The following is a 21,993-nucleotide window of genomic DNA, read 5'->3' on the forward strand; positions in this document are numbered from 1 at the left end:
AATTCTCTATGGCCTTAAATAGCATGTTCTTTTCCTTTTCATCCTTTACATAGGTATCTATCAATAAGGAATAGGTTTCGGAATGGATGTTCTCCATCATGATCTGGAAGCCATAGAAAAATTTGGCCTCGGAATACTGCACTTCATTCACGAAATTTTCAGCCAGGTTCTCATTTACGATACCGTCGGAAGCCGCAAAAAAGGCCAAAATATGTTTGATGAAATATTTTTCCTCATCATTCAACAGATTATTCCAATCGGCAAGGTCCTGATGCAGGTCGATTTCCTCCGCTGTCCAAATACAGGCTTCCTGTTTCTTGTACCATTCCCAAAGATCGTGATGTTGTATGGGGAAGATTACGAAACGGTCTTTATTTTCCTGTAAGATGGGCTCTAGAGCTTCTGGCATAATACTGTTGATTTAAAATGTTAGTTGGCCAGGATGATAGCTATCCTGCCGTCGGGATTCACAAAGATGTAAAATAGGGATCGGATTTATAGGGGTCAATCCGAAATTCAGTTACAAAGTTTTTAACAGCGGATGTTGAAATGTAGGCTCACACGTTGTGTTCATTGCCTTTTTTAAGCCGAGGTTTTTTGTTAAAATTTTCGATAAAAAAATAAACCAAAAAGTATAAATGATGATACTGTTTGGTTTAATAAAAAGGACTTTAGTGCTAAGGGCCGTAATGGCAAGCTTAGCCTTTTAATCCTATAAAAATTTACAATAAAAAGGTCGTTATTACTTCATTCTATTTTTAAATGGTCAAGGCTATCACAATTAAATAAATGCCTATGGCCAGCATTCCCAAAAACACTATGGTACTGCCTTTTATTTTTCCGAGTATCATTTTTTCTTCCATTGTCTTGTACCTTAAATTTTTACAAATTCAACTCTTCTATTATTGGCCTTACCTTCGGGACTCGTATTGTCGGCTACTGGCACACTTTCCCCAAGGCCTATCGCTTGAAATCTGCCTTTCGCGACACCTAATTTTGTTAACGCTTCCTTTACGGCAACTGCTCTTTGTTCAGAAAGTTTCAGATTGTAATCATCTGCCCCATCGCTGTCAGTATGCCCTTCTATGCTAAAATTCAAATCGGGATGTTCTGTCATCATCTTGGCGACTTCATTGATCACTCCCATAGATTCTTGTTTAATTGTTGCTTTATTTACATCAAAAAGAATGCCCCGGGTTACAAATTTTCCGTCAGCGATTACACGATCATAGAGTTTTTTACCGCCTTCTGCGATGCGAATATTTTTGACGGCAGAGAGTTCCTCATAATTGGCATGAACGGCTAATACAAAAGCTTCTGGTTTGTAGTCTAAATTTGGGATGTTAAGCACTCTGTTTTCGTCGATAAACACCTTTAAACTTCGTTTATTAAAGGCGATGGCAATATGTCTCCAAACCGGCTCGCCAACACCTACTACCAATGATTCATCAAATGAGGAATACTTTTTTGAATTTGAGTTGTCTATGCATGCCATGGATGCACCATGCATATTTATTGTGATACTGCCACAATAACTTTTACCGTCTTCTGAATAACCGTAGTTTTTAGAGCCTGACCAAAGGTTAATACTGTAATACTGGTAAGTTGGTCCGTGTACTCGTTTGAAAAAGGCATCAAATTCTATCGTAAATACTTCTGGCAAGTACGAGTCCTTTTCCATTAAAGGAGTGATTTTTGCTTTATTCAACAAGTTTATGACCTTTTCTTCAGCGAGTGAGGCATTTTCGGCGTTTCCGTTAAGCAAATCCCATCGCGAAGGGAATTCACCACTTTCTTCGTTTGCCAAATCATCGTAGAAAATAATTTCATCACCAGGCACAAAATTATATTTAGACCAAGCGTTCATGTCTTTGGAACTCCATGCTTCTTCATCGATTATTTCATCAGCTGAATTATTAGTTGGGTCATCGTTATTTTCAATATCTTTTGAATTGGTCTTTTCTTCCTCCTTTTTTCCATCCAAAACCGTATCTATCGCATCCCCGGTTTCTTTGGCTACCTTCTGCTCACTCTTTCTTAAAACCGTTTCTTCGGCGGCCCTTTCGGCTCTTTTGCCCAGTTTTTTTAAAAGTTGTGCATGGGCACTTGTTCCTATCAATAGAATCAGGGCCACTAAAATTGTTCTTGTTTTCATCTTTTTTTTGTATTTGAATTTATTAATTGGAATGCCCTAAAAAACCCATCTAGAATCTTCCGGTAGCGATTGAACAGCGTAAACTCCCCTTCCTTGTCATAGGCATGTTTAGTCTGCTTATCTTTTCCTTAATCGATTAAAATAGGCTCGCCCTCATCTTATTGCGTTTTTAGAATTAATTCCCCCTTTTTCTTGGAAACCACTTTGGCCTTTATAGAACCTATGTCCAATTCGTCGCCAACGGTAAACTTATCGCTAGGGAATAATGTATTAATTGATAAATATTGTCGATCCGTGTACATGATAACAGTACTACCATGGGTGGGTATAACATTATTCTTATTCAATTCATAACTTCCTTCAAGCAGCCCAATATAAAAATGGCTGTTCGGATATTTTTCTAAGACCTCTGCTTTTTTCATTTGTTGAAAGTTGCCAAACAACTCAATATGGCTTACGGTTTCATTTGTTTCATCAACAACCATAATCACTTTGGCCTCTTTGGTACTTAGGACTTGTGCATTACCATCGATCCCAAAAATCATCAACACGACAAAACATAATCCCACTAAAAGCTTCATAGTCTCCATTTTTTCGAGTCTGAAACCAAATTTACCTTAGGTCGGGATAAGTGGATGCTTGATATGTAACAAAGAATGCAAGAAATGTAACAGGAATTGTAAAGGCCTATTTATTTATGGTTTGAAGGTACTCCGAGGGGGTTTTTTGGTAGGCTTCCTTAAAGCATTTAATAAAATAGGAGGGCGTATTAAAACCTACCTCATAGGCAACTTCATTGATCGAGGCATCTGAGGTCTGGAGAATATGAACTGCTTGTTTTAGGCGTTGGGAGCGTAGGAAGGCAGTGGTGCTGAGCCCGGTAAAAGCCAATAATTTCCGATGCAATTGCATACGATTCATACATAGTTCTTTGCAAAAGAAGGCCGCGTTGCATTCGGGATTTGATAAATTATCGTCCAGTGCTTTTTGTAATCTGTTCAAGAAAACCTCATCGGCGGGAGTAATGGCAATATCTTTTGCCTGCAATACCATTTCTTGGCTATACCGATTGCGAAGCGCCCTTCTCGTGTTGATAAGATTCTCGACACGTTTCTCTAAAATGCGCAGCTTAAAAGGCTTGGTAATAAAATCGTCGGCCCCGGACTTAAGGCCTTCCAGTTCATTTTCCTCCCCGATATGGGCGGTCAACAAAATAATCGGGATATGACTGGTTCGCTGGTCATTCTTTAACGTATTGCAAAGTTCAATTCCGTCACATAAAGGCATTCGAACATCGGAAATAATGACGTCAGGTACCAGTTGCAATGCTTTTTCTATTCCCCGAATGCCGTTTTCTGCAGTATGGATCTGATTATTTTTACCCAATTCTGTAGCAATAAATTGCCTTACATCCGCATTATCCTCAACAATCAGGATAATCGGGAGATCAGCATTTTTTAAAGGAGCATTATTTTCATTGGTTACCAGCGCCCCATTTTCAGAAGTTTGGAAATCCAATTTGGTTTTCTGATTTTCCATGACCGGGATATTCTTACTTTTAAAAAAATCTTTCTTGAAAGGAAGACATACCTTAAATGCAATTTCGTTATCTCCATCTTGTTCAACATCGATTTCACCCCCATACAATTGCACCAATTCCTTCACCAAAGATAGTCCCACCCCAGCGCCGGGCGAAAATTCATCTTGTTGATAAAACCGGGAAAACAAGTTTTCCAAGGGGATGTCCAATTTGTTACTGACCGTATTTGAAACAACAATACATATATTTTCACCCACATTTTGGGCCCTAAAGTAACAATGACCATTTTCAGGACAATACTTCATGGCATTGGAGAGAAGGTTCATGGTTATTTTTTCAATAAGATCCTCGTCATACCAGAGCCCATCCATTGGGCTAACTTCCGCTATATAGCTAATTTTCTTTGATTCTGCCTGATATTCAAAAGATGCGGTAATATTTCTGAGGAACAATCCTAAATCACCTTGGATAAATTTTAACTTTAGTTTACCGTCATCCACTTTGGCCAAATCCAACAATTGATCCACAAGCGAAAGCATCCTACTGGTATTCCGCCGTATCATTGAAAAATTGGTAAGATCGGAATTTGACAATCCTCTTTCACTCAATTTGGATTCTATGGGCCCTGATATCAAAGTCAAGGGGGTTCGGAATTCGTGTGAAATATCTGTATATAATTTTGATCTAAGGGTATTGAGTTCTTGTAACTTTTTCGTCTCATCCTCTTTTAGTCGCAAGTTCAATTGCATACGCCATCGCCATCGGAAATAACGAATAACACCATAGATCAGGACTAAAATTAAAAGTCCGTAAATAATTTTAGTCCAAAAAGTCCAATACCAAGGTTGAGCGATCGTAAAGGAAAAAGAGGTAGGTTGTTCGTTCCAAACCCCATCATAATTGCTCGATTTCACCTGAAAAACGTAATCATTGGGAGGTAATTGCGCATAACGCACCGTGTTGATATTTCCTGAATATACCCAATCCCCATCATGATTCACCAACCTATATTGGTATTCATTTTTTTCCGGCAAAGAGTATTGTAAGCTTGAAAAATTGAAAGAAAGGGTATTTTGGTTATACTTCAATCTTGTTCCAGAAACCAAAGGCGATGATTTTCCCAAGACCTCAAAACCTGTAATCGATGTTTTGGGCAATATCTGGTTTTCCCGAATATCTTCTGGGCGAAACCAATAAAAGCCATCCAATCCCCCAAAATATAGTGTTCCGTTATTATCTATATGATATGCCCCAGTATTGAATTCCGTAGCCAAGCCATCATAGTTGCTGTAATTCACAACCCCTGGTGCCGAAGTTGGATTTAGGTTGGGTGTAAATTTGGTAATCCCTTTATTACTACTTAACCAAAGGTTACCTACATTATCTGGTAAAATGGCATAAATAACGTTGTTGGCCAATCCATCATCTGTTGTATACCGATAAAATTCTTCCTTAGAAGTATCCAAGGCGTTCAATCCACCTCCATTGGTCCCGATCCAAAGGATGCCGTTTGGTGCAAAATATAAAGTTTTAATACTATTGCTTATGTATGAATTACGGTCAGAGTTTTGATAAAAGTGTTTAAAAGTATTTGATGTTGGGTTATACCGGGTAACCCCATTTTCCTCAGTGCCAATCCATAAATTTCCACTTATATCTTCAGTGATAACACGAATGTTATTGCTAGGTAGTGAGTTAATGTCTTGAGTATCGGAAATAAACTTTTTTATTTCCCCCTTGTTTTTGTCAAATTGAATAAGTCCGTTTTCCCTTGTTCCCAGCCAAATATTGTTTTTGCTATCTTTAAAGATATCCCATACCGTATTGGCAGAGAGGATTATTTTGGAAGTCGTATTAAACTCACGAAAATCCCCGATTGTGTCTCTAAGGATAAGACCATCATCTTGGGTTCCTATCCAAAGATCGCCATCCTCATCAACCAATAAGCTCATTAACCTATTTGAAGTAATGCCATTTTCACTTTCAGTACCGGTTGTAAATGTTTGCCAACTATTATGCTCAGGTTCATACTGTGTAAGACCCTTGCCGGAAGTCCCTATCCAGACTGCCCCATTATGGTCGGTAGTGATCGAACGAACTACATCGATATTGATTCCCTCGGGAGTCTGGTTGTTGGTAAAAGAGTTGAATTTTTCCAAGAATTCATCGAAATAACTAATTCCTCCGCCATCTGTACCAAACCAAAGTGTTCCGGAATTATCTTCGTAAATACATAAAATGTCATCGTAATGTATGGCCCTTGGGTTGTTCTTATCTGCATTGAAATGTGAAATTGATTTTTTTTCAAAATTCAGCATATACAATCCTCGGCCATATGTGGCAAGCCATAATCTTCCCTTTTTATCCAGATGGATATCCAATATATTGAGGTTTGCGGGAAGGGGGTCGGTAAATGCAAGATTGGATACCCGTTGAAGCATTTTTTCCGACGCATCCCTAAAATAAAGTCCGTCCCCGAAAGTCGAAATCCATTGCCTTTCTTGACTATCAGTCACCATGTCACTGAAATTTTCATTTATGTCTTCACCGTAGTAATCCTTGAATCGTACATATGAAAAGCTTTGGGATATTTTATTGAATTCGATAAGTAGCCCATTAGTTGCGATAAAAACATTTCCCTTGGGATCATTTGATATGTTGTAGATGGGTCCATTGAATTCTTTCCCTGAAAGTACTTTTTTCGGACTACCTGTTTTAGGGTCAAACCGATATAGCCCGTTTGAATATGTACCAACCCAATACGTTAGGTCCTCATCTTGAAATAGTACACTAACATCCTCAAGGCCGGGGAAAATCTCAAAAATATTTTTTTGGGGATTTAGCTTATAAAGTTTCTTATCTAAAGGCACCGTCCAAAGTCCTCCTTCTTTATCCCGATATATTTTACCCAAATTGCTGTATTTGGTTTTTGTGACATCCAGGTATTTAAAAGGGTGGATGTTGAACTCCCGTCCATCATATTTATTCAGTCCATCTTGGGTGGCTATCCATAAATAGCCCGTACTATCTTGTGTTATGGAAATTGCGCTGTTTTGTGAGAGACCATTTTTGACGGATAATTGTCTGAACGAAATTTGGTTTTGGGAGGTAGCTGATTGTAACCATAATGAACAAATGGCCCAAACTACAATTTTTGCTTTCCCTGTTATGAAGCGATTTGTTCCCATATTAATCTAAAAGACCATTATATAGGTTTAAGTTAAGGTATTTGAATAACTATGTATGAATATTTATGGTGGGAACAATATGAAAAAGCCAGATTTTCGAAAATCTGGCAAGTGTTAAAAGATGTGTAGTTTTTAATATACTGCCAAACTGTACGGCTCTCTGATAAATCAAAATCAATTTGACTACATTTTGTGCTGATCTAGGTAGTTCCCCCGAAACCTTTAATCAAACGAAACTTAAATCAAGTTAATCGACTCAAGTCAAAATGCAGTACTCATCAGTTAGGCTGTTGATAGAACAGATGTATGCAATTAAAAAAAACATACCCTATTGAGCCGTACCTTTTTGATTGGCAGTCATATTATATTTTAGTGGCTACTGTTATAGTTGGCCTGGTACTTTTCATATTAAGATGAATTTAAAAATACACAATTTTTACTACAAACCCGTATCTATCGATACTTTGTGTCAATTACCGCTTACATTAACGGCACGAAAATTACCTTTTACGTTTATTTCATTGCCTCTAAGGTCGTTATCGGCGAACTGAACATCCAAATATCCCCTTATATGGGCCCCTTCCATTTGAGTGATGACCAATTTTCCTTGTTTGGCGAACAATGGTTTATCACCCAAGGATTTTATGTCGGCATAAGCGAACACCCCCTCAAAATTGTTCAGAAATCCCTTGATGTGTTTTGTCAATTTATATTCCCCAATGGCAAACTCCTTTGAACGGCATTGTTTTTTAATGACAAAGCCCATCAAATGTTCTTGCTCCTGGTCGTCCGTCTCAAAGTTAAAGGAGAGAGAGGAAAAAGGCTTGGCTTGATTGGTGGCCACCCCTTCGGAGGTCTCAAAGGTCACCTTTCCGTTCAATAGTTCCTGGAATGCCCCATCAGCACGCACGGCCAATACATTTTGGGCGTCATAGGACATGGGTTTTGGTTCTACATCTGAGTTCGAAATGAAAAAAAAGGGCATCAAGAACCAGAATCCGATTTTCAACGATTTGAGCATAAAGTGGTTCATCGTTAGGTTTTTTTTGTCGATTTGTACAACCGGACTACTCATCAGACGTGAGAAAATCGCTTGTCGGGTTATTTATATGGGACTCACTAACCAGCAAATCGGGGCTTGATGTGATTTGCCTGTCTTTTTCCATCAATACCGCAACAACGAGTGCGGCGACCAATAAGGCGAACATTAGTATACATTTTTTCATGAGGCTGTCTTTATATTCCTATCCGTTCATGGTAGTATCGTTATGTGGGGGAACAAAAACAATTTCATGCCACTAATTTATTGGATGTCCTTCAAGCATCGGGAGCTTATTGTATAAATGGTGTTAAAATGTGTATAATTGGCAAACGGATACCCCACAACCCCTGTATTGGTAATAATTTTTAGAATTCATAAGAATACCCAAGAGGTTATTGCACCCTGCTGTATTTAATAGAATAACCGCCAATCACACTTAAAACGCTTCCATTGATACAAATTCGATGCAATACTCCCAACTTAATTTTAAATTTGAGTATATTACTATTCGAATGACTATTCACTATTGATTTTTCACTATGCTTGAAGCTATCATTGTTGACGACGAAATAAAAGCCCTCCAAAGTCTTTCTTGGGAGTTGACGAACTTCAGCAACGAAATAAAGGTAAGTGCTTCATTTACCGATCCATTCGAAGCCTTGGAATTCCTTGAGAAAAACACCCCTGATTGTCTTTTCCTCGATATTGAAATGCCTACCATGGATGGTTTTCAGTTTATTCAGAAGTTGACCAACAAGAATTTTCCGGTCGTGATTACCACGGCTTACAATCAATATGCGATCAAGGCCCTAAAGAACGAGGCCATAGATTATCTTTTGAAGCCCATCGACACCGATGACCTCAAGGAGACGATCGTGAAAATCAAAAAATTCAATGCCAAAAACTTCACTTCAGAACGGTTGGAGCGTATCCTTCTGAATTTCAATGCCAACACGCTTCACAAAAAAATCACATTCAATACCGATGGCAAATTGCTCTTCTTGGAAAGTGATGAAATCCTTTATGCCGAATCGGACGGTAATTATAGTACCATTTACCTTGCCGATGGCCAAAAGATCCTATTGACCAAAAAATTAAAGGAAGTGAACGATCTGCTGCCAGACGATTCATTTTTCAGGATTCATAATTCATACATCATTAATCTCCATAAGATAAAGGAGTTTTTAAAGACAGATGGCTATGTGATTCTAAGTTCTAACCATAAGATTCCGGTTTCTAGACAAAAGAAGTCAGATTTTCTGGATATGATATAAGCGCTTTAATGTTCTTCCAAAACCACCTTTTTTCAGTTCTCAAACCATATGTCATGGGTACATGGAAATACATGATGCTCTATTTTTTCCTTTGTATACAACTAGGAAGTGCCCAAAGCATACCCGATGCCTTCAAAGCGACCGTCGACAGTCTCATTACAGCGGGGCCAAGGACTTATGCTGAAATCGATGCAGTCCTGAGACCTTCCCGAAAGGACACCACCTTGATGCGTTATTTTGACCAGGAAGCTTCGGCCCAAAAATATTATAGCGGACAGGCATATGCCCTTAACCAATTAGGGCGAAGGTATCGCGACCTTTCACGGTTTACATGGGCCTTGCAGCTACATCAGGCCGCTTTGATGGCCGCCATCGAAGATGATAATTTGGAATTCAAGGTGTATAGCTTGAATATGATCAGTGTCGTTCATCGTCGCAGGGATGCCATTAAATCTGCCTTGGACTATAGCCAGGAGGCCCTTGCCCTTGCTGAATCGGTGGAAAATCCGTCCGAAGGATTGAAAAGGAGTATCAATGTATCCTTAAATGGCATTGGGAATATTTACCAATCACTTGAGCAATACGACCTGGCCATTGAGCAATTTCGAAGATCCCTGAAACTCGAAAACGAACTGGGCAATACCTTGGGTCTTGCCATAAATCATCAGAACATTGGCGACTGCCAAGAGATGCAGGGCAAATTGGATGATGCCCTAAACAGTTATAGAACCTCATTGGCCTACAACGAGGAGATCAACAGTGATAGGGGAAAGGTGATATGTAAAAATAGTATCGCACATGTGTATATTCTACAGCACAAATTGGAGGATGCCTTGGCAATTTTGGAACCTACCCTAGTTGCTTCCCAAGAGATAGGGGATAAAGACCTTACCTCTGGAATTTATTTGAATCTTGGATGGGCATACATGATGAAGGATAATTTGAACAAGGCAAAAAGCAATCTTGAAAAGGGGCTGGCCATGGCCGAAGAGCATAATCTTCCCACCAATATTTCACTCGCAAATTCGTATTTGTCAACGTTGGAGGAGAAACGGGGCGATTACAAGAAAGCATTGGCACACTTTAAGCTGTCCCGTGAGTTTGAGGAGAAAACCGTTAACGAACGCAACTTGCGGTATGTTAGTGATATGATAAGTCGGTACAATATTGAAAAGAAGAACAATGAGATAGCCATTATCAACAAAGATTATGAAATCGTAAAATTAAAACTCCGAAAAAACCAAACGCGTTTGTTGATCGGGGGCTTGGCCTTGATCCTGTTGACCGGGGTTTTTTACATTCTCTACCGGCAATACCAATTAAAAAACGACAAAAAGCTACTGACGTTGGAGCAGTCGATGCTTCGCAGCCAAATGAACCCGCATTTTTTGTTCAACTCATTGAATTCCATTAAGTTGTATATCATCAATAACGACAAAAAGAATGCGGTACATTACTTGAATAAGTTTTCGAAATTAGTGCGAAAAATTCTGGAGGCCTCTTCCTTGAAAGAGATTCCTTTGGCAGAAGAGCTCGAAACGGTTGAGCTGTATATGAACATCGAGAACATCCGCTTTTCGAATGAAATAAACTTCAAGATCAACATCGATGAGCATATAGACATACATACCATAAAAATCCCTTCCTTGATCCTACAACCTTTTTTGGAGAATGCCCTGTGGCATGGATTGTCCTCAAAAGAGGGCGAAAAGAAAATCGACCTTCATATCAGCAAGGGAAACAGGAATTATATCGACATCAGTATAACGGATAACGGTGTTGGGCGGGATGCTTCGGAAATTATAAAGAGAAGCAAGGTTTTAAAACGAAAATCCGTAGGTATCGCAATTACGAAAGAGCGACTTGCCAATTTTGCCAGGGATTATCAAAACACCTTCGATGTCACTATTATCGACCTATTCGATAAGGAGAAAAAGGCAACGGGCACCAAGGTCGTATTGCACTTGCCTACGATTTAATGTGTACGGCGGCGATTTGTTCCAATTCGGCGTACCACTCCTCCCCAAATTTTCGCACCAATGCTTCCTTGACAAATTTATAAATCGGCACCTGTAGGGTCGCCCCCAGTTCACAGGCCGCATCGCAAATGTGCCATTTGTGGTAATTGATGCCCGTAAACTGGCTGTATTCCCGAATACGAACGGGATATAAATGGCATGAAAGCGGTTTTTTCCATGAGATGGCCCCATGGTTATAGGCTTCTTCAATACCGCATTTCGCGGTATGGTCCTCACTAAAGATCACATAGGCACATTCACTGTTATTCACAAGGGGGGTTTCCCATTCGCCGTCGTCTCCCTTGACAAACGCACCGTGTTCCTCAATGGCCGCAATGCCCTCAGGACGCAGAAAAGGTCGTACATCGTTGTAAATATCCACCAAGATTTCAGTTTCCCCATCTTCAACGGGCGCCCCTGCATTGCCATCGATACAACATGCCCCTTTGCATGCCTTAAGATTGCAGACAAAATCGTTCTCTATAATTTCCTCAGACACGATGGTCTTACCCAGTTGGAACATACCTTTAGCTTTAAAGTTCAAAGATAGGATATTGCTTTTAGATTAAAATCGATAAAAATTCAACAAAGAATCCCTGATTTCCCAAGACATAATGTAGCTTTGCCAATTGTTTGAAAAAACGGTTCGAATGGATTTGAATTTAAACTTTAAGGAAATCGCCACATCGGGAATGGTGCTATTTGCGGTAATCGATATTATTGGGAGCATCCCAATTATCATTGGGCTCCGAACGAAAGTGGGGCATATTCAATCAGAGAAAGCCTCCATTGTTGCCGCATTGATCATGATCGCTTTTCTTTTTGTGGGGAAGGAAATATTGAATTTGATTGGTATTGATGTGTATTCATTTGCCGTTGCCGGTTCCTTCATTATCTTTTTCCTGGCCATAGAAATGATCTTGGGCATAACCCTATACAAGGATGATGCCCCAGAGAGCGCTTCGATCGTACCTATTGCCTTCCCCTTAATAGCCGGTGCGGGCACCATGACCTCTTTATTGTCGCTTAGGGCAGAATATGAGGTCGAAAATATTATTGTGGCCATAATCATAAACATTATCTTTGTATATCTTGTCCTGAAATCATCAAAACGCATTGAAAGGATTCTTGGTAAAAATGGGATCAGTATTATTCGCAAGGTATTCGGGGTAATCTTATTGGCCATTGCCGTGAAACTTTTCACTGCCAACATAAATGCACTTTTTTAGAAAATGAGCAAAAGTATTACCATTATATTACTTCTTTTGGCTATCGCATTAATTGGTTACAATGTGACCTATATAGATTTCAACAATCCTTTTATAGGGGACAGTTTCATAGCCCTTATAGGCATCTTGGCCGCGCTTTGCGCCATCGTGTTGTTATTGATTTTTTTGACTTCCCGAAAAATACAAAAGAAGTTGGACGAGGATTAGTTGGCAGCATCGATTTTATCAGCGTCTGCCTGCTTTATCATGGGGCTATCCAATTCGAGTACCTTATTGAGCATGGCATCTGCCGATCCCTTGATCTGCGCATAGGTGTTGGCCCCGAATAATTGGTCGGCCAAGGTGGCTTTTAAATAGAGTTTGATCTGGCCCTCGTAATCATAGAAATCCATTTTCAATCCCCTATTGACCGAATAATCGACAAAACGCTCAAAAAGTATATCATCTACCCTAAAGTCATTTATAAATTCCGTTTGGGACATATCGGTGAATCGGCCACGGTCCTCATCGAGGTATTCAAAAATAAAGAACGATAGAAAACCAAGGCTATCCAAGCTTTCAACGGCCTCTTCCTCATTGCTGCCTATGGGCACGAAAACATCGGGGATAATGCCTCCACCGCCATAAACCACGCGCCCTTTAGGGGTCGTGAATTTCAGCGAGTCCGCTACTTTGATGCTGTCGACCGATATCAATTCACCATTGTGATATCTATCGGTAAATCGTTTATAGTAATCCTTGGTGCCATTTTCATAGGTGCGTTGTATGCTGCGTCCTGTAGGGGTATAATATCTTGAAACGGTCAGACGAACGGCAGAACCATCGCCCAGATCCATTTCGCGCTGCACAAGCCCTTTCCCAAAGGAACGGCGGCCAACAATGGTACCGATATCATTGTCCTGAAGGGCTCCGGCAATTATCTCACTGGCTGATGCGGAGCGTTCATTGATCAGCACATAAATGGGTTTATCCTCAAAACTTCCTTTGTCGGTGGCATAGATCTTATCTATTTTACCTTTTTTGTTCTTGGTGAACAGGATTAATTTACCATCTTGTAAAAACTCATCGGCCATCTGTTCCGCGATGCCAAGATAGCCTCCGGGATTGTCCCTTAAATCCAAGGTGAGTCGGTTGGCCCCCTGCTTTCGGAGCTCACTTAACGCTTTTTTGAACTCCCGGAAGGTGGATTCCGCAAAACGGTTCACCTTGATATATCCCATCTTTGGGGTCATCATATAATAGGCCTCTACGCTGTTGATGGGAACAACATCCCGTCTAACATCCACTTTAAAGGTCTTATGCTCACTTCTGCGATAAACGGTGAGCTGAACTGAGGAACCTTTTTCCCCCTTTAATTTTTCAACGATCCTTTCACTCGCCATATTCTTGCCGAACAAGGTGTCATTGTCTGCCATGAGAATGCGGTCACCCGCTTGAATGCCTTTTAAAAAGCTGGGGCCATTGACAATGGTCCGTATCACCGATATGGTATCTTTATACGGGTAAAAATTGATGCCTATCCCCACAAAATCCCCTTTCATGTTTTCAGAGACTTCTTCCATTTCGCGTTTAGGGATGTAAACGGAATGGGGATCCAATTTCTCGAGAATATTGTTCACGGTTACATCGACGATGCTGTCCGTGTCAATTTCATCGACATATTCATAATCAATATAGTCGATCAACCTATTGAGCTTGTCTTTCTTCGAATTCGTGGTAAAAAGCCTTTCGGGCGTATCGTTGAAATGGAGTTTTCCCCCAACGAAGACGCCGATTGCCAATGCCGCTGCAATGATCGTAGGTAATATGTAACCGTACTTTTTTTTCAAACCGTAGTTTTCGTTACTTATGTTATCGATTTTTCAATGATGGGCATATGAACCAGTTCAATGCCCGCTTTTTCCAAAAATTCCAAGCCCGAGCCGTCTTTGTAGGCGATTTTATAGACGACGCGTTTTATACCCGATTGATGGATCAACTTACTACATTCCCTGCAAGGGGAAAGCGTAATATAAAGCGTAGCCCCTTCACAGGACTGGGTCGAGGAAGCCACTTTGGAAATGGCATTGGCTTCTGCATGTAGCACATACCATTTGGTATACCCTTCTTCGTCTTCACAGACATTCTCGAAACCCGTTGGGGTACCGTTATACCCATCTGAGATGATCATACGGTCCTTTACCACTATGGCTCCCACTTGTTTACGCTTGCAATAGGATAATTTGCCCCATTCCTGGGCCATTCTCAAGTAGGCCCTATCATATTTTTCTTGTTTGGATTTCTTCATAGTGACTAAAACAACCCATTCTTTGGAAAGGGACTAAGATACCCCCTTAATAAAAGCCTGACAATACTATGGGATAAAATTAACATTAACCTACCAAGGAAACGTCGCAACCAGCATGGGTATTGTAATAAGGATGACCAATATTGAAGTAATCTTGATAAAAAAGTCCTGTTTTAACTTAAATATCGACTGTAAGATATAGCCCAAGGAAAGTACGGCCAATATAATAAGAAGTTGCGACAGTTCAATACCCGCGGCAAAACCCAATAATGGAGACAACTTTTCTTCCTCCCCCGACATGAGTATCTTAAAATAATTGCTGAACCCAAAACCATGGATCAAACCGAAGAAAGTAGTAAATAATATGGAAATAATAAACCCAAAAATTGCATTGGCATCGATAGGGCTTTCAGGTTTGAAAAAAACAAAGATCAAATTGAGAAGTGCCGTAAATAGAATGGTTATCGGGATGAAAAATTCGATCAATCCGGTGTCCATAACCACAATTTCATATACCGACAACCCCAAGGATAGACAATGGGCAAGGGTAAATACCGATACCAACACCAATATTTTTTTCCAACTCTTGAAAGTGAAAGGTAGGCTCAATGCGACCAAAAACAGAATATGGTCATAGGCCGAAAGATCCAACACATGATTAAGTCCCAAGATTATATAAAACCAGATATTTTCCATGCAGTTGTCTGTATTAGGGGGTGGGTTTTTAGGCTTTGGCCCCCTCATTCAACGTATGGTTTTAGGGAAAACCACCATGGGTTGACCGTTACACCATTCCTCGTTGCTGTTGTATGTGTTCATAGGCCTTTTGGACTTCCTTGAATTTCTCTTCGGCCCCTTTTTTTATGGCTTCATCTTCTGTATTCACACGATCCGGATGGTATTTTTTTGCCATGGTCCTGTAGGCTTTTTTGATTTCGTCATTGGTAGCCGTTTTATCGATTTCCAGAATTTTATAGGCATTGTCACCCGACTTAATGAACATGGCCTTTATACTCTCAAAGTCACGCAGGGCGACCCGTAAATAACCCGATATCTCCTGAATTTTATTGATCTCGGGAGTTCGTATCGCCCCATCGGCTTGGGCGATTCCAAACAAGAAATGCAACAATTGCAAGCGTACTTCGTAGCGGGTCCTTTGGTTTAGATACGAGCAAATGCGTTGGGCGGAGATTTCATGTTTTTTGTTGATCTCGTTAAACGTCCTAAAAATGGCATTTGCCTTTTCCTTTCCGTAGGTGGAGACAAAATATTGACGTACATAATCCAATTCCTGTTGACTCACGGAGCCATCCGATTTGATGACAATGGAGCAGAGGGAGAGTAGGTTCAATTCAAAATCGGCCGGGGAAACTTGCGATCGGGTCATATCCTTAAAAACAGTGCTAGAACCACCACCGCTAAGGCTATCTAAAAAACTGCCTAAAAAAAACCCCAAGATCGCTCCAGAAAAACCCCTAATGGCAAAACCGACTACGGCCGCTAACCATTTAATCATAGTACAACTTAATTTTTGCCAAAGATATAATTTTACAACGCAATACAAGTGGTAATGAAAAGTTAAGTAATCATGTGTACTACGACAAATTGGTTATCTTTGACGACTTTTATAAATCGATAAACAACGAAATATGTATCCAGCAGAATTGGTAAAACCCATGAGAGACGACTTGGCGAATGCCGGGTTTGAAGAATTGTTTACGGCTGATGCAGTCGAAAACGCCATTAATAAAGAAGGAACAACCTTGGTAGTTGTGAATTCAGTATGTGGTTGTGCAGCGGCAAATGCAAGACCTGCTGCAAAAATGAGTTTAAGAAACGAGAAGAAGCCTGACCATCTTGTAACGGTTTTTGCCGGAGTCGATACGGAAGCTGTAAATGCCGCCCGGGATTTGATGATCCCTTTTCCACCGTCGTCACCGAGTATCGCCTTGTTCAGGGATGGGGAGTTGGTTCATATGATCGAACGGCACCACATCGAAGGTCGACCCGCTGAAATCATCGCTGAGAATTTGACCGAAGCGTTTAATGAGTTCTGTTAGTCCTTAACTGCTTCTTCTGAAGCGGGGACTTGAAAAAAAACAATAAAAAGACCTGTCAGGTTTTGAAAACCTGACAGGTCTCGTTTATTTTTGCAGTGTCATGCAGAAGATCCTCGCCTATCCGCTAACCGTAATTTACTTCCTCTTTTTTGGAATCGCCCTGGTTGTGTTTCATCCCATCCAGTGGATCTGCTTCAATCTTTTCGGTTATAAGGCCCATAAGGCAAGTGTAAGCCTGCTTAATTTATGTTTGTTGCGATGTACCCATATTTTGGGGACGACCTATAGGTTTAATAACCCGCATCGATTACCGACCGATCGCCCTTTGATCATCGTATCGAACCATCAGAGTATGAACGACATTCCCCCGATCATTTGGTTTATGCGGGCACATCATCCTAAATTCGTGAGCAAGATCGAATTGGGGAAAGGCATTCCCAGTGTTTCCTATAATCTGAGACATGGGGGTTCTGCTTTGATCGACCGAAAGGACAGCAAACAAGCCCTAGTCCAAATTGCGAAATTGGGCAAATACATCGAAACAAATCATCGGTGTGCGGTGATTTTCCCCGAGGGAACCCGGAGTAGGACCGGGGTGCCTAAAAAGTTCCAACCTACCGGACTCAAGATTTTGATGAAAAACGCCCCTTCCGCATTGATTATACCAATCAGTATAAATAATTCATGGAAAATGCTGCGCTATGGTAAATTCCCTTATGGTATAGGGAATCATCTTACCTTTGATGTACAGGAACCTATTGAAAACAATGCAAATTTTGATGCCTTGATCGCCCTGGTCGAAGAAAGTGTAAAACAAGGCATACATCTACCCTAATGAAAGAATCCGAAATCATAGAAAAGACCATTGCTTTTGTCAAGGAGACCTTAAAGGAAGCCGAAGGCGGACATGATTGGTTTCACATTCAAAGGGTGTACTTGAATTCAGAGCAGATTGCAAGAGGGGAGGACGCCGATTTTCTTGTGGTATCCTTGGGGGCTTTATTGCACGATATTGCCGATGCCAAATTCCACCATGGGGATGAAACCATCGGACCCAAAATGGCCTTGGAATTTTTAGAGTCCACTGGCGTTGATCAAAAGACCATAGCCCATGTGGTAGCGATCATCAAGAATATTTCGTTTAAAAACAGCCTGTCTAAGGATGGGCAACCCCAGTTCGGTTCCAAGGAGTTGCAAATCGTCCAGGATGCAGACCGGCTCGATGCCATGGGGGCTATCGGAATTGCACGGGCCTTTCATTATGGGGGGTTCAAAAATCGGGAATTGTACAATCCCGACATCGCACCTAATTTGAACCTGACCAAGGAGGAGTACAAGAAATCAAAAGCACCTACCCTTAATCATTTCTACGAAAAGCTGCTTTTGCTAAAAGATAAAATGAATACCAAAACTGGTAAAAAAATGGCTGAGGAAAGACATACCTACATGCTCAATTTTTTAAAGCAGTTCTACAAGGAATGGAATGGGTCCTCCTAGGGTGTCGGTATTGACTTGCATTGTGTTGCCTAAGGGCTATCACGTTACCGGTCAAAACAGTTTCAGTTGCCCCTCCTTATATTGATCATGTAATTCGGTATTTAATTTGGGAAAAGTTTTGTCCTTGAAATAGGTGTGCTTGGCCAAGCGCAACAGATCATGAATATGTTGGGCAATCTTACCTTCGCCCTTACTGCGGATACCAAAACGGCTGTCATTCAAGGTGCCCCCATGGCAAGATTTGATCTGTGCAAGTACCTTATCGGCCTTGTGGGGCATTGCCTTATGGATCCAATCGGTAAAAATAGCCCCTATGGCCCCATTCAGGCGAACGACAGTATAGCCGAAGGACAATGCCCCGTGTTCGGAGACCGTTTTGGCCATGGCCATGATTTCATGGCTGTTGATCCCGGGGATGATCGGGGCCAGCATGGCATTGACCGGAATACCATTCCCTGAAAGAATACGAATGGTTTCCAACCGTTTCTTAAGCGTTGCCGTCCGTGGTTCCAAGACCCTGCGGGTATCCTCTAAAAGCGAGGTGATCGATATATTCACGGCGATTAGATTATTCTTGGCCAATTGCTTTAAAAGGTCTAAATCGCGAAGCACCAAGGCGTTTTTAGTGATAATGCCTACCGGATGTCCGTACTTTAAAAATACCTTGAGGCACTCTCGGGTAATTTCAAATTTCTTCTCCGCGGGCTGGTAGCAATCCGTATTGCCTGAAAGTACAATGGTCTCGGCTTGCCATTTTTTGGATTTCAACTTCGCCTCCAAAAGTGTTGGGGCCTCCTTTTTCACCAAAATGTTTTGTTCAAAATCCAAGCCGGCCCCATAGCCCCAATACTCATGGGTATTTCTAGCATAGCAATAAATGCAACCGTGTTCACAACCTTGATAGGGGTTTAGGGAATAGTGCATACCTACATCAGGGCTGGTTACCTTATTTACGATCGTCTTTGGGAAAATAGGAATGTAGTTGGTTTTACGTTGATGGGCCTCTTCGCCTTCCACCCGGCAAAACTCCAGGAAATCGTCGCGGGATTCGTGTATGAATTGCATGAATCTATTGGGTACGTGGAATTGTGCCCCTCTTCCTTTTTGGTATTCTTGATTTTTCAATATAGGATTTATACCAAAAATATGGAATATATCCTATTTTCATATATTTTCAATGTTAAAAATCAGGATGTGATTTCTCCCCCGAAGTCTCGGGATTGAAATGACGTGCGTATGAATTTACGGGTATAGTCATGCCGAACGGGTATGGGTTAAGAGGAATCGAATTATGTCAAGCGGATATGCTTTCTTCTTTCGGCCGAAATGGCTTTTGTTAATTAAGGGAAACCTTGACCAATTGTTTTTTGGTGCCTCTTTTGGCATAAAAGAGTATTTGGTTGTCCGATTTGTTGAATAAGGGCGTAGAGACCATTAAGGGTAGGCGGGCATCCTTATCATCGATCAATTTCTTATAACTTAGGTGGCCTTCAGCATCCAATTTGATTACGAAAACATTTCTATTTCGACTAAGTCCTTGCCTAAAAAGCAATCGGTCGCCCGGCAATACCTGCGGATTTTCAGCAGCAGTACTTATAAAGAAGTACGTATTGCCGTCTTTGGTATACGAACTATAGGAGGCATAGGCTCCATCTCCTTGGGTTACCTCAGCCTTGTTAATGTTCCTGGTCCATAGCATATCGCCATCCGCACTTAGTTTGGCACTTACGATGTCGTTATGGTGGTATCGCGTCACTTTAAGCCGTCCCCCGCTTGAATTTGCCTGTACGCTTGAGGTCACAAAATACTCTTCGGCATTAAAATGGATCGAACCATCATCGGCTATAGAAGCATTTTTGAATACCAGATCCTTGATGACCTTATCCTCCTCACGACCAAACTTATCCATCATGAATTGCTCAGAAAAAGGACTATATTTTCGTGAATTAAGGGCCAAGGTAGTTGGGTTGATGTTAAAATAGGCCAACCCGTTGTATCTATTGTCCTTTCTATTGGCATAAAAACCCACGCATAGCAATTCATCCTTATATACAATGGGGGTCAAGGCTTCCGAGAATTTCCCTGGCCCATCAAACGTCTGTGTAGCTGCCCCATTACGGGAAACCTTGATCAATTCGTATTGGAATTTACGCTCGTCTACCTGAAATCTTTTTTTCTTGAAATAGGCCTTGCCCACGATATAGGCTTCCTGTAAATCCTTGGAAAAGGCAACATTCTCAAAGGCATAGTTCTTTTCCTCAACCTCTGCTGAGAAATCATGTTCCACGACTTTTTGCAAGCCCGCGTTGAATAGGTAGATAAAATGCTTATTGGTCTTCCCCTTTTTAAAATGGGTGCTGATCACAAAGGCATTTTTTTTGTCGTTGAACAAGACCGAGGTGGTAAACCCGGAAGAGAAATTACGGTTATAATAGTTTTTATCCAAAGGTTCGGATACCTCCTGCGATGGGATGGTCAATAAGAGTTCCCGTGTAAAGTTCATTTCTGAAAGTGGACTGCGATGTACCGAATATTCATAGGCGAAGGCATCATAATCATAATCCAAAAAAATCAGATAGATCTGCCCATTGGCCACATAACCGTCTACCAAATTCGCATTTTTGAGTTTATAGTTATACTCATTGATCAATTGCATATTGGCATCATAATGCTCGATCAAATAGCCTTTTGGCCTTAGGATTACCCCAGTAAAATAAGATCTCACCAAAAAAGTACCCCCGGTACCGTCATTGGAAATGGTCAATAGATTCGAATACTTATACCTATCGTTATATTTTTCCCCAATTGAAAAATCAAGGGGTATATCCTGTGCGGACAGCAAACAGGAAACCATAAGAAGGAAAAACAAGGTTGTGTATTTTCGAAAATTCATAAGAAGGGTTTTTTATGATATTCACTTACCGGGGAAATGGGCTTTACGCTTGTCCAAAAATGCGCTGGTGCCTTCTTTAAAATCAGACGTTCCAAAGCATTTGCCAAAACCGTCAATCTCCGTATCATATCCATTAACACTTGTGTTAAAACAATCATTTATGGCTTTTATTGCGTAACTGATGGCAACGGGGGAATTATTCGATATTTTACCTGCCAATTGGGTACAGTGCCCCAATAATTCATCCTGAGGGACCACATGGTTGACCAAACCATATTCGAGGGCTTTGGCGGCATCGATCATTCCCGCGGTCATAATCATCTCCATAGCCCTGCCCCTACCTACCAATTGAGGCAAACGCTGTGTACCCCCATATCCTGGTATAACCCCCAGTGAAACTTCGGGAAGCCCCATTTTTGCGTTCGTACTGGCCACCCTAAAATGACAGGCCATGGCCAATTCGAGTCCGCCACCCAAGGCAAAACCATTGATGGCAGCGATAACGGGTTTGGATAGGTTCTCGATAAAATTAAAAAGCAGTTCCTGGCCCTTGGCCGCCAATTTTTTCCCTTGTTTTACCGAAAAGTTGGCGAATTCAGCAATATCGGCACCTGCAACAAAAGCTTTTTCCCCACTACCGGTGATAATGATGGCGCGTACTTTTTTATTCTTTTCGAGCTGTGTGAAGGCTCCATGAAGTTCTTGTATGGTATCCTTGTTGAGGGCATTGAGTTTATTGGGGCGATTGATCGTGATCTGGGCCAACTGACCCTCTATATTCACTAAGATGTTCTCATATTTCATAGACTG

General features: G+C 41.0%; 21 protein-coding genes. 7 read left to right on the plus strand and 14 right to left on the minus strand.

Features of this window, described 5'->3' with window-relative positions; all coding sequences use genetic code 11:
• The 6 genes from WBM98_RS03730 to WBM98_RS03755 form a co-directional block, all read right to left on the minus strand.
• A partial coding sequence (locus tag WBM98_RS03730; protein WP_424364681.1) for a ribonucleotide-diphosphate reductase subunit beta occupies positions 1-409 on the minus strand: 409 nt, incomplete at its 3' end.
• Between the two features lie 465 nt (positions 410-874).
• Positions 875-2,155, minus strand: a complete 1,281-nt coding sequence (locus WBM98_RS03735; protein ID WP_424364682.1) for an OmpA family protein — start codon at positions 2,153-2,155, stop codon at positions 875-877.
• A gap of 158 nt (positions 2,156-2,313) precedes the next feature.
• Complete coding sequence (locus WBM98_RS03740) at positions 2,314-2,736, minus strand: hypothetical protein (protein ID WP_424364683.1); 423 nt, start codon at positions 2,734-2,736, stop codon at positions 2,314-2,316.
• Positions 2,737-2,842: 106 nt separating this feature from the next.
• Positions 2,843-6,883, minus strand: a complete 4,041-nt coding sequence (locus WBM98_RS03745) for a hybrid sensor histidine kinase/response regulator transcription factor (RefSeq protein WP_424364684.1) — start codon at positions 6,881-6,883, stop codon at positions 2,843-2,845.
• Positions 6,884-7,352: 469 nt separating this feature from the next.
• The gene (locus WBM98_RS03750; RefSeq protein ID WP_424364685.1) at positions 7,353-7,916 is read right to left on the minus strand and encodes a hypothetical protein; all 564 of its coding nucleotides are present in this window, start codon (positions 7,914-7,916) and stop codon (positions 7,353-7,355) included.
• A 34-nt stretch (positions 7,917-7,950) separates the two neighbouring features.
• Entirely contained in the window at positions 7,951-8,109 is a 159-nt protein-coding gene (locus tag WBM98_RS03755; protein ID WP_424364686.1) for a hypothetical protein, read from the minus strand.
• Between the two features lie 355 nt (positions 8,110-8,464).
• Between WBM98_RS03755 and WBM98_RS03760 the strand changes: the two genes are divergently transcribed.
• Together WBM98_RS03760 and WBM98_RS03765 are read left to right on the plus strand one after the other, a co-directional pair.
• Positions 8,465-9,199, plus strand: coding sequence for a LytR/AlgR family response regulator transcription factor (locus tag WBM98_RS03760; protein WP_424364687.1), 735 nt, complete (start codon positions 8,465-8,467; stop codon positions 9,197-9,199).
• A gap of 53 nt (positions 9,200-9,252) precedes the next feature.
• On the plus strand, positions 9,253-11,178 hold the full coding sequence (locus tag WBM98_RS03765) for a tetratricopeptide repeat protein (protein WP_424364688.1): 1,926 nt from the start codon (positions 9,253-9,255) through the stop codon (positions 11,176-11,178).
• Here WBM98_RS03765 and WBM98_RS03770 read toward each other — a convergent pair.
• A complete protein-coding gene (locus WBM98_RS03770; RefSeq protein ID WP_424364705.1) occupies positions 11,168-11,740 on the minus strand; it encodes a DUF3109 family protein in 573 nt (190 codons plus the stop codon). The two genes, WBM98_RS03765 and WBM98_RS03770, sit on opposite strands and share 11 nt — an antisense overlap.
• 127 nt (positions 11,741-11,867) lie before the next feature.
• On the opposite strand from WBM98_RS03770, the gene WBM98_RS03775 reads away from it, so the two are divergent.
• Both WBM98_RS03775 and WBM98_RS03780 read left to right on the plus strand, forming a co-directional pair.
• Complete coding sequence (locus tag WBM98_RS03775; RefSeq protein ID WP_424364689.1) at positions 11,868-12,446, plus strand: MarC family protein; 579 nt, start codon at positions 11,868-11,870, stop codon at positions 12,444-12,446.
• Between the two features lie 3 nt (positions 12,447-12,449).
• The gene (locus tag WBM98_RS03780) at positions 12,450-12,653 is read left to right on the plus strand and encodes a hypothetical protein (RefSeq protein WP_424364690.1); all 204 of its coding nucleotides are present in this window, start codon (positions 12,450-12,452) and stop codon (positions 12,651-12,653) included.
• Here the strand turns inward: WBM98_RS03780 and WBM98_RS03785 are convergent.
• The 4 genes from WBM98_RS03785 to WBM98_RS03800 all read right to left on the minus strand — a co-directional run bounded on the left by WBM98_RS03785 (position 12,650) and on the right by WBM98_RS03800 (position 16,249).
• Complete coding sequence (locus WBM98_RS03785; protein WP_424364691.1) at positions 12,650-14,275, minus strand: S41 family peptidase; 1,626 nt, start codon at positions 14,273-14,275, stop codon at positions 12,650-12,652. The two genes, WBM98_RS03780 and WBM98_RS03785, sit on opposite strands and share 4 nt — an antisense overlap.
• A gap of 17 nt (positions 14,276-14,292) precedes the next feature.
• Positions 14,293-14,733 (minus strand): deoxycytidylate deaminase, encoded by a 441-nt coding sequence (locus WBM98_RS03790; protein ID WP_424364692.1) that lies wholly within the window; start codon positions 14,731-14,733, stop codon positions 14,293-14,295.
• A 90-nt stretch (positions 14,734-14,823) separates the two neighbouring features.
• The gene (locus WBM98_RS03795; protein WP_424364693.1) at positions 14,824-15,429 is read right to left on the minus strand and encodes a HupE/UreJ family protein; all 606 of its coding nucleotides are present in this window, start codon (positions 15,427-15,429) and stop codon (positions 14,824-14,826) included.
• 88 nt (positions 15,430-15,517) lie between these two features.
• Positions 15,518-16,249, minus strand: coding sequence for a TerB family tellurite resistance protein (locus WBM98_RS03800; RefSeq protein ID WP_424364694.1), 732 nt, complete (start codon positions 16,247-16,249; stop codon positions 15,518-15,520).
• Between the two features lie 133 nt (positions 16,250-16,382).
• On the opposite strand from WBM98_RS03800, the gene WBM98_RS03805 reads away from it, so the two are divergent.
• From WBM98_RS03805 to WBM98_RS03815, 3 genes are all read left to right on the plus strand, one after another.
• Positions 16,383-16,793 carry a BrxA/BrxB family bacilliredoxin gene (locus tag WBM98_RS03805; protein ID WP_424364695.1) on the plus strand — a complete coding sequence of 137 codons (411 nt, stop codon included), beginning with the start codon at positions 16,383-16,385 and terminating at the stop codon, positions 16,791-16,793.
• A gap of 100 nt (positions 16,794-16,893) precedes the next feature.
• Positions 16,894-17,628 (plus strand): lysophospholipid acyltransferase family protein, encoded by a 735-nt coding sequence (locus WBM98_RS03810; protein WP_424364696.1) that lies wholly within the window; start codon positions 16,894-16,896, stop codon positions 17,626-17,628.
• Positions 17,628-18,290, plus strand: coding sequence for an HD domain-containing protein (locus WBM98_RS03815; protein WP_424364697.1), 663 nt, complete (start codon positions 17,628-17,630; stop codon positions 18,288-18,290). The genes WBM98_RS03810 and WBM98_RS03815 overlap by 1 nt, the downstream gene beginning before the upstream one ends.
• 51 nt (positions 18,291-18,341) lie before the next feature.
• On the opposite strand, the gene WBM98_RS03820 is transcribed toward WBM98_RS03815, so the two are convergent.
• From WBM98_RS03820 to WBM98_RS03830, 3 genes are all read right to left on the minus strand, one after another.
• Positions 18,342-19,415 (minus strand): PA0069 family radical SAM protein, encoded by a 1,074-nt coding sequence (locus WBM98_RS03820; protein ID WP_424364698.1) that lies wholly within the window; start codon positions 19,413-19,415, stop codon positions 18,342-18,344.
• Positions 19,416-19,626: 211 nt separating this feature from the next.
• Complete coding sequence (locus tag WBM98_RS03825) at positions 19,627-21,183, minus strand: hypothetical protein (protein ID WP_424364699.1); 1,557 nt, start codon at positions 21,181-21,183, stop codon at positions 19,627-19,629.
• Positions 21,184-21,204: 21 nt separating this feature from the next.
• Entirely contained in the window at positions 21,205-21,987 is a 783-nt protein-coding gene (locus WBM98_RS03830; protein WP_424364700.1) for an enoyl-CoA hydratase/isomerase family protein, read from the minus strand.
• Between the last annotated feature and the right edge of the window lie 6 nt (positions 21,988-21,993).

It is taken from the genome of Maribacter sp. (assembly GCF_049667165.1).
In the GTDB taxonomy this organism is placed as follows: domain Bacteria; phylum Bacteroidota; class Bacteroidia; order Flavobacteriales; family Flavobacteriaceae; genus Maribacter_A.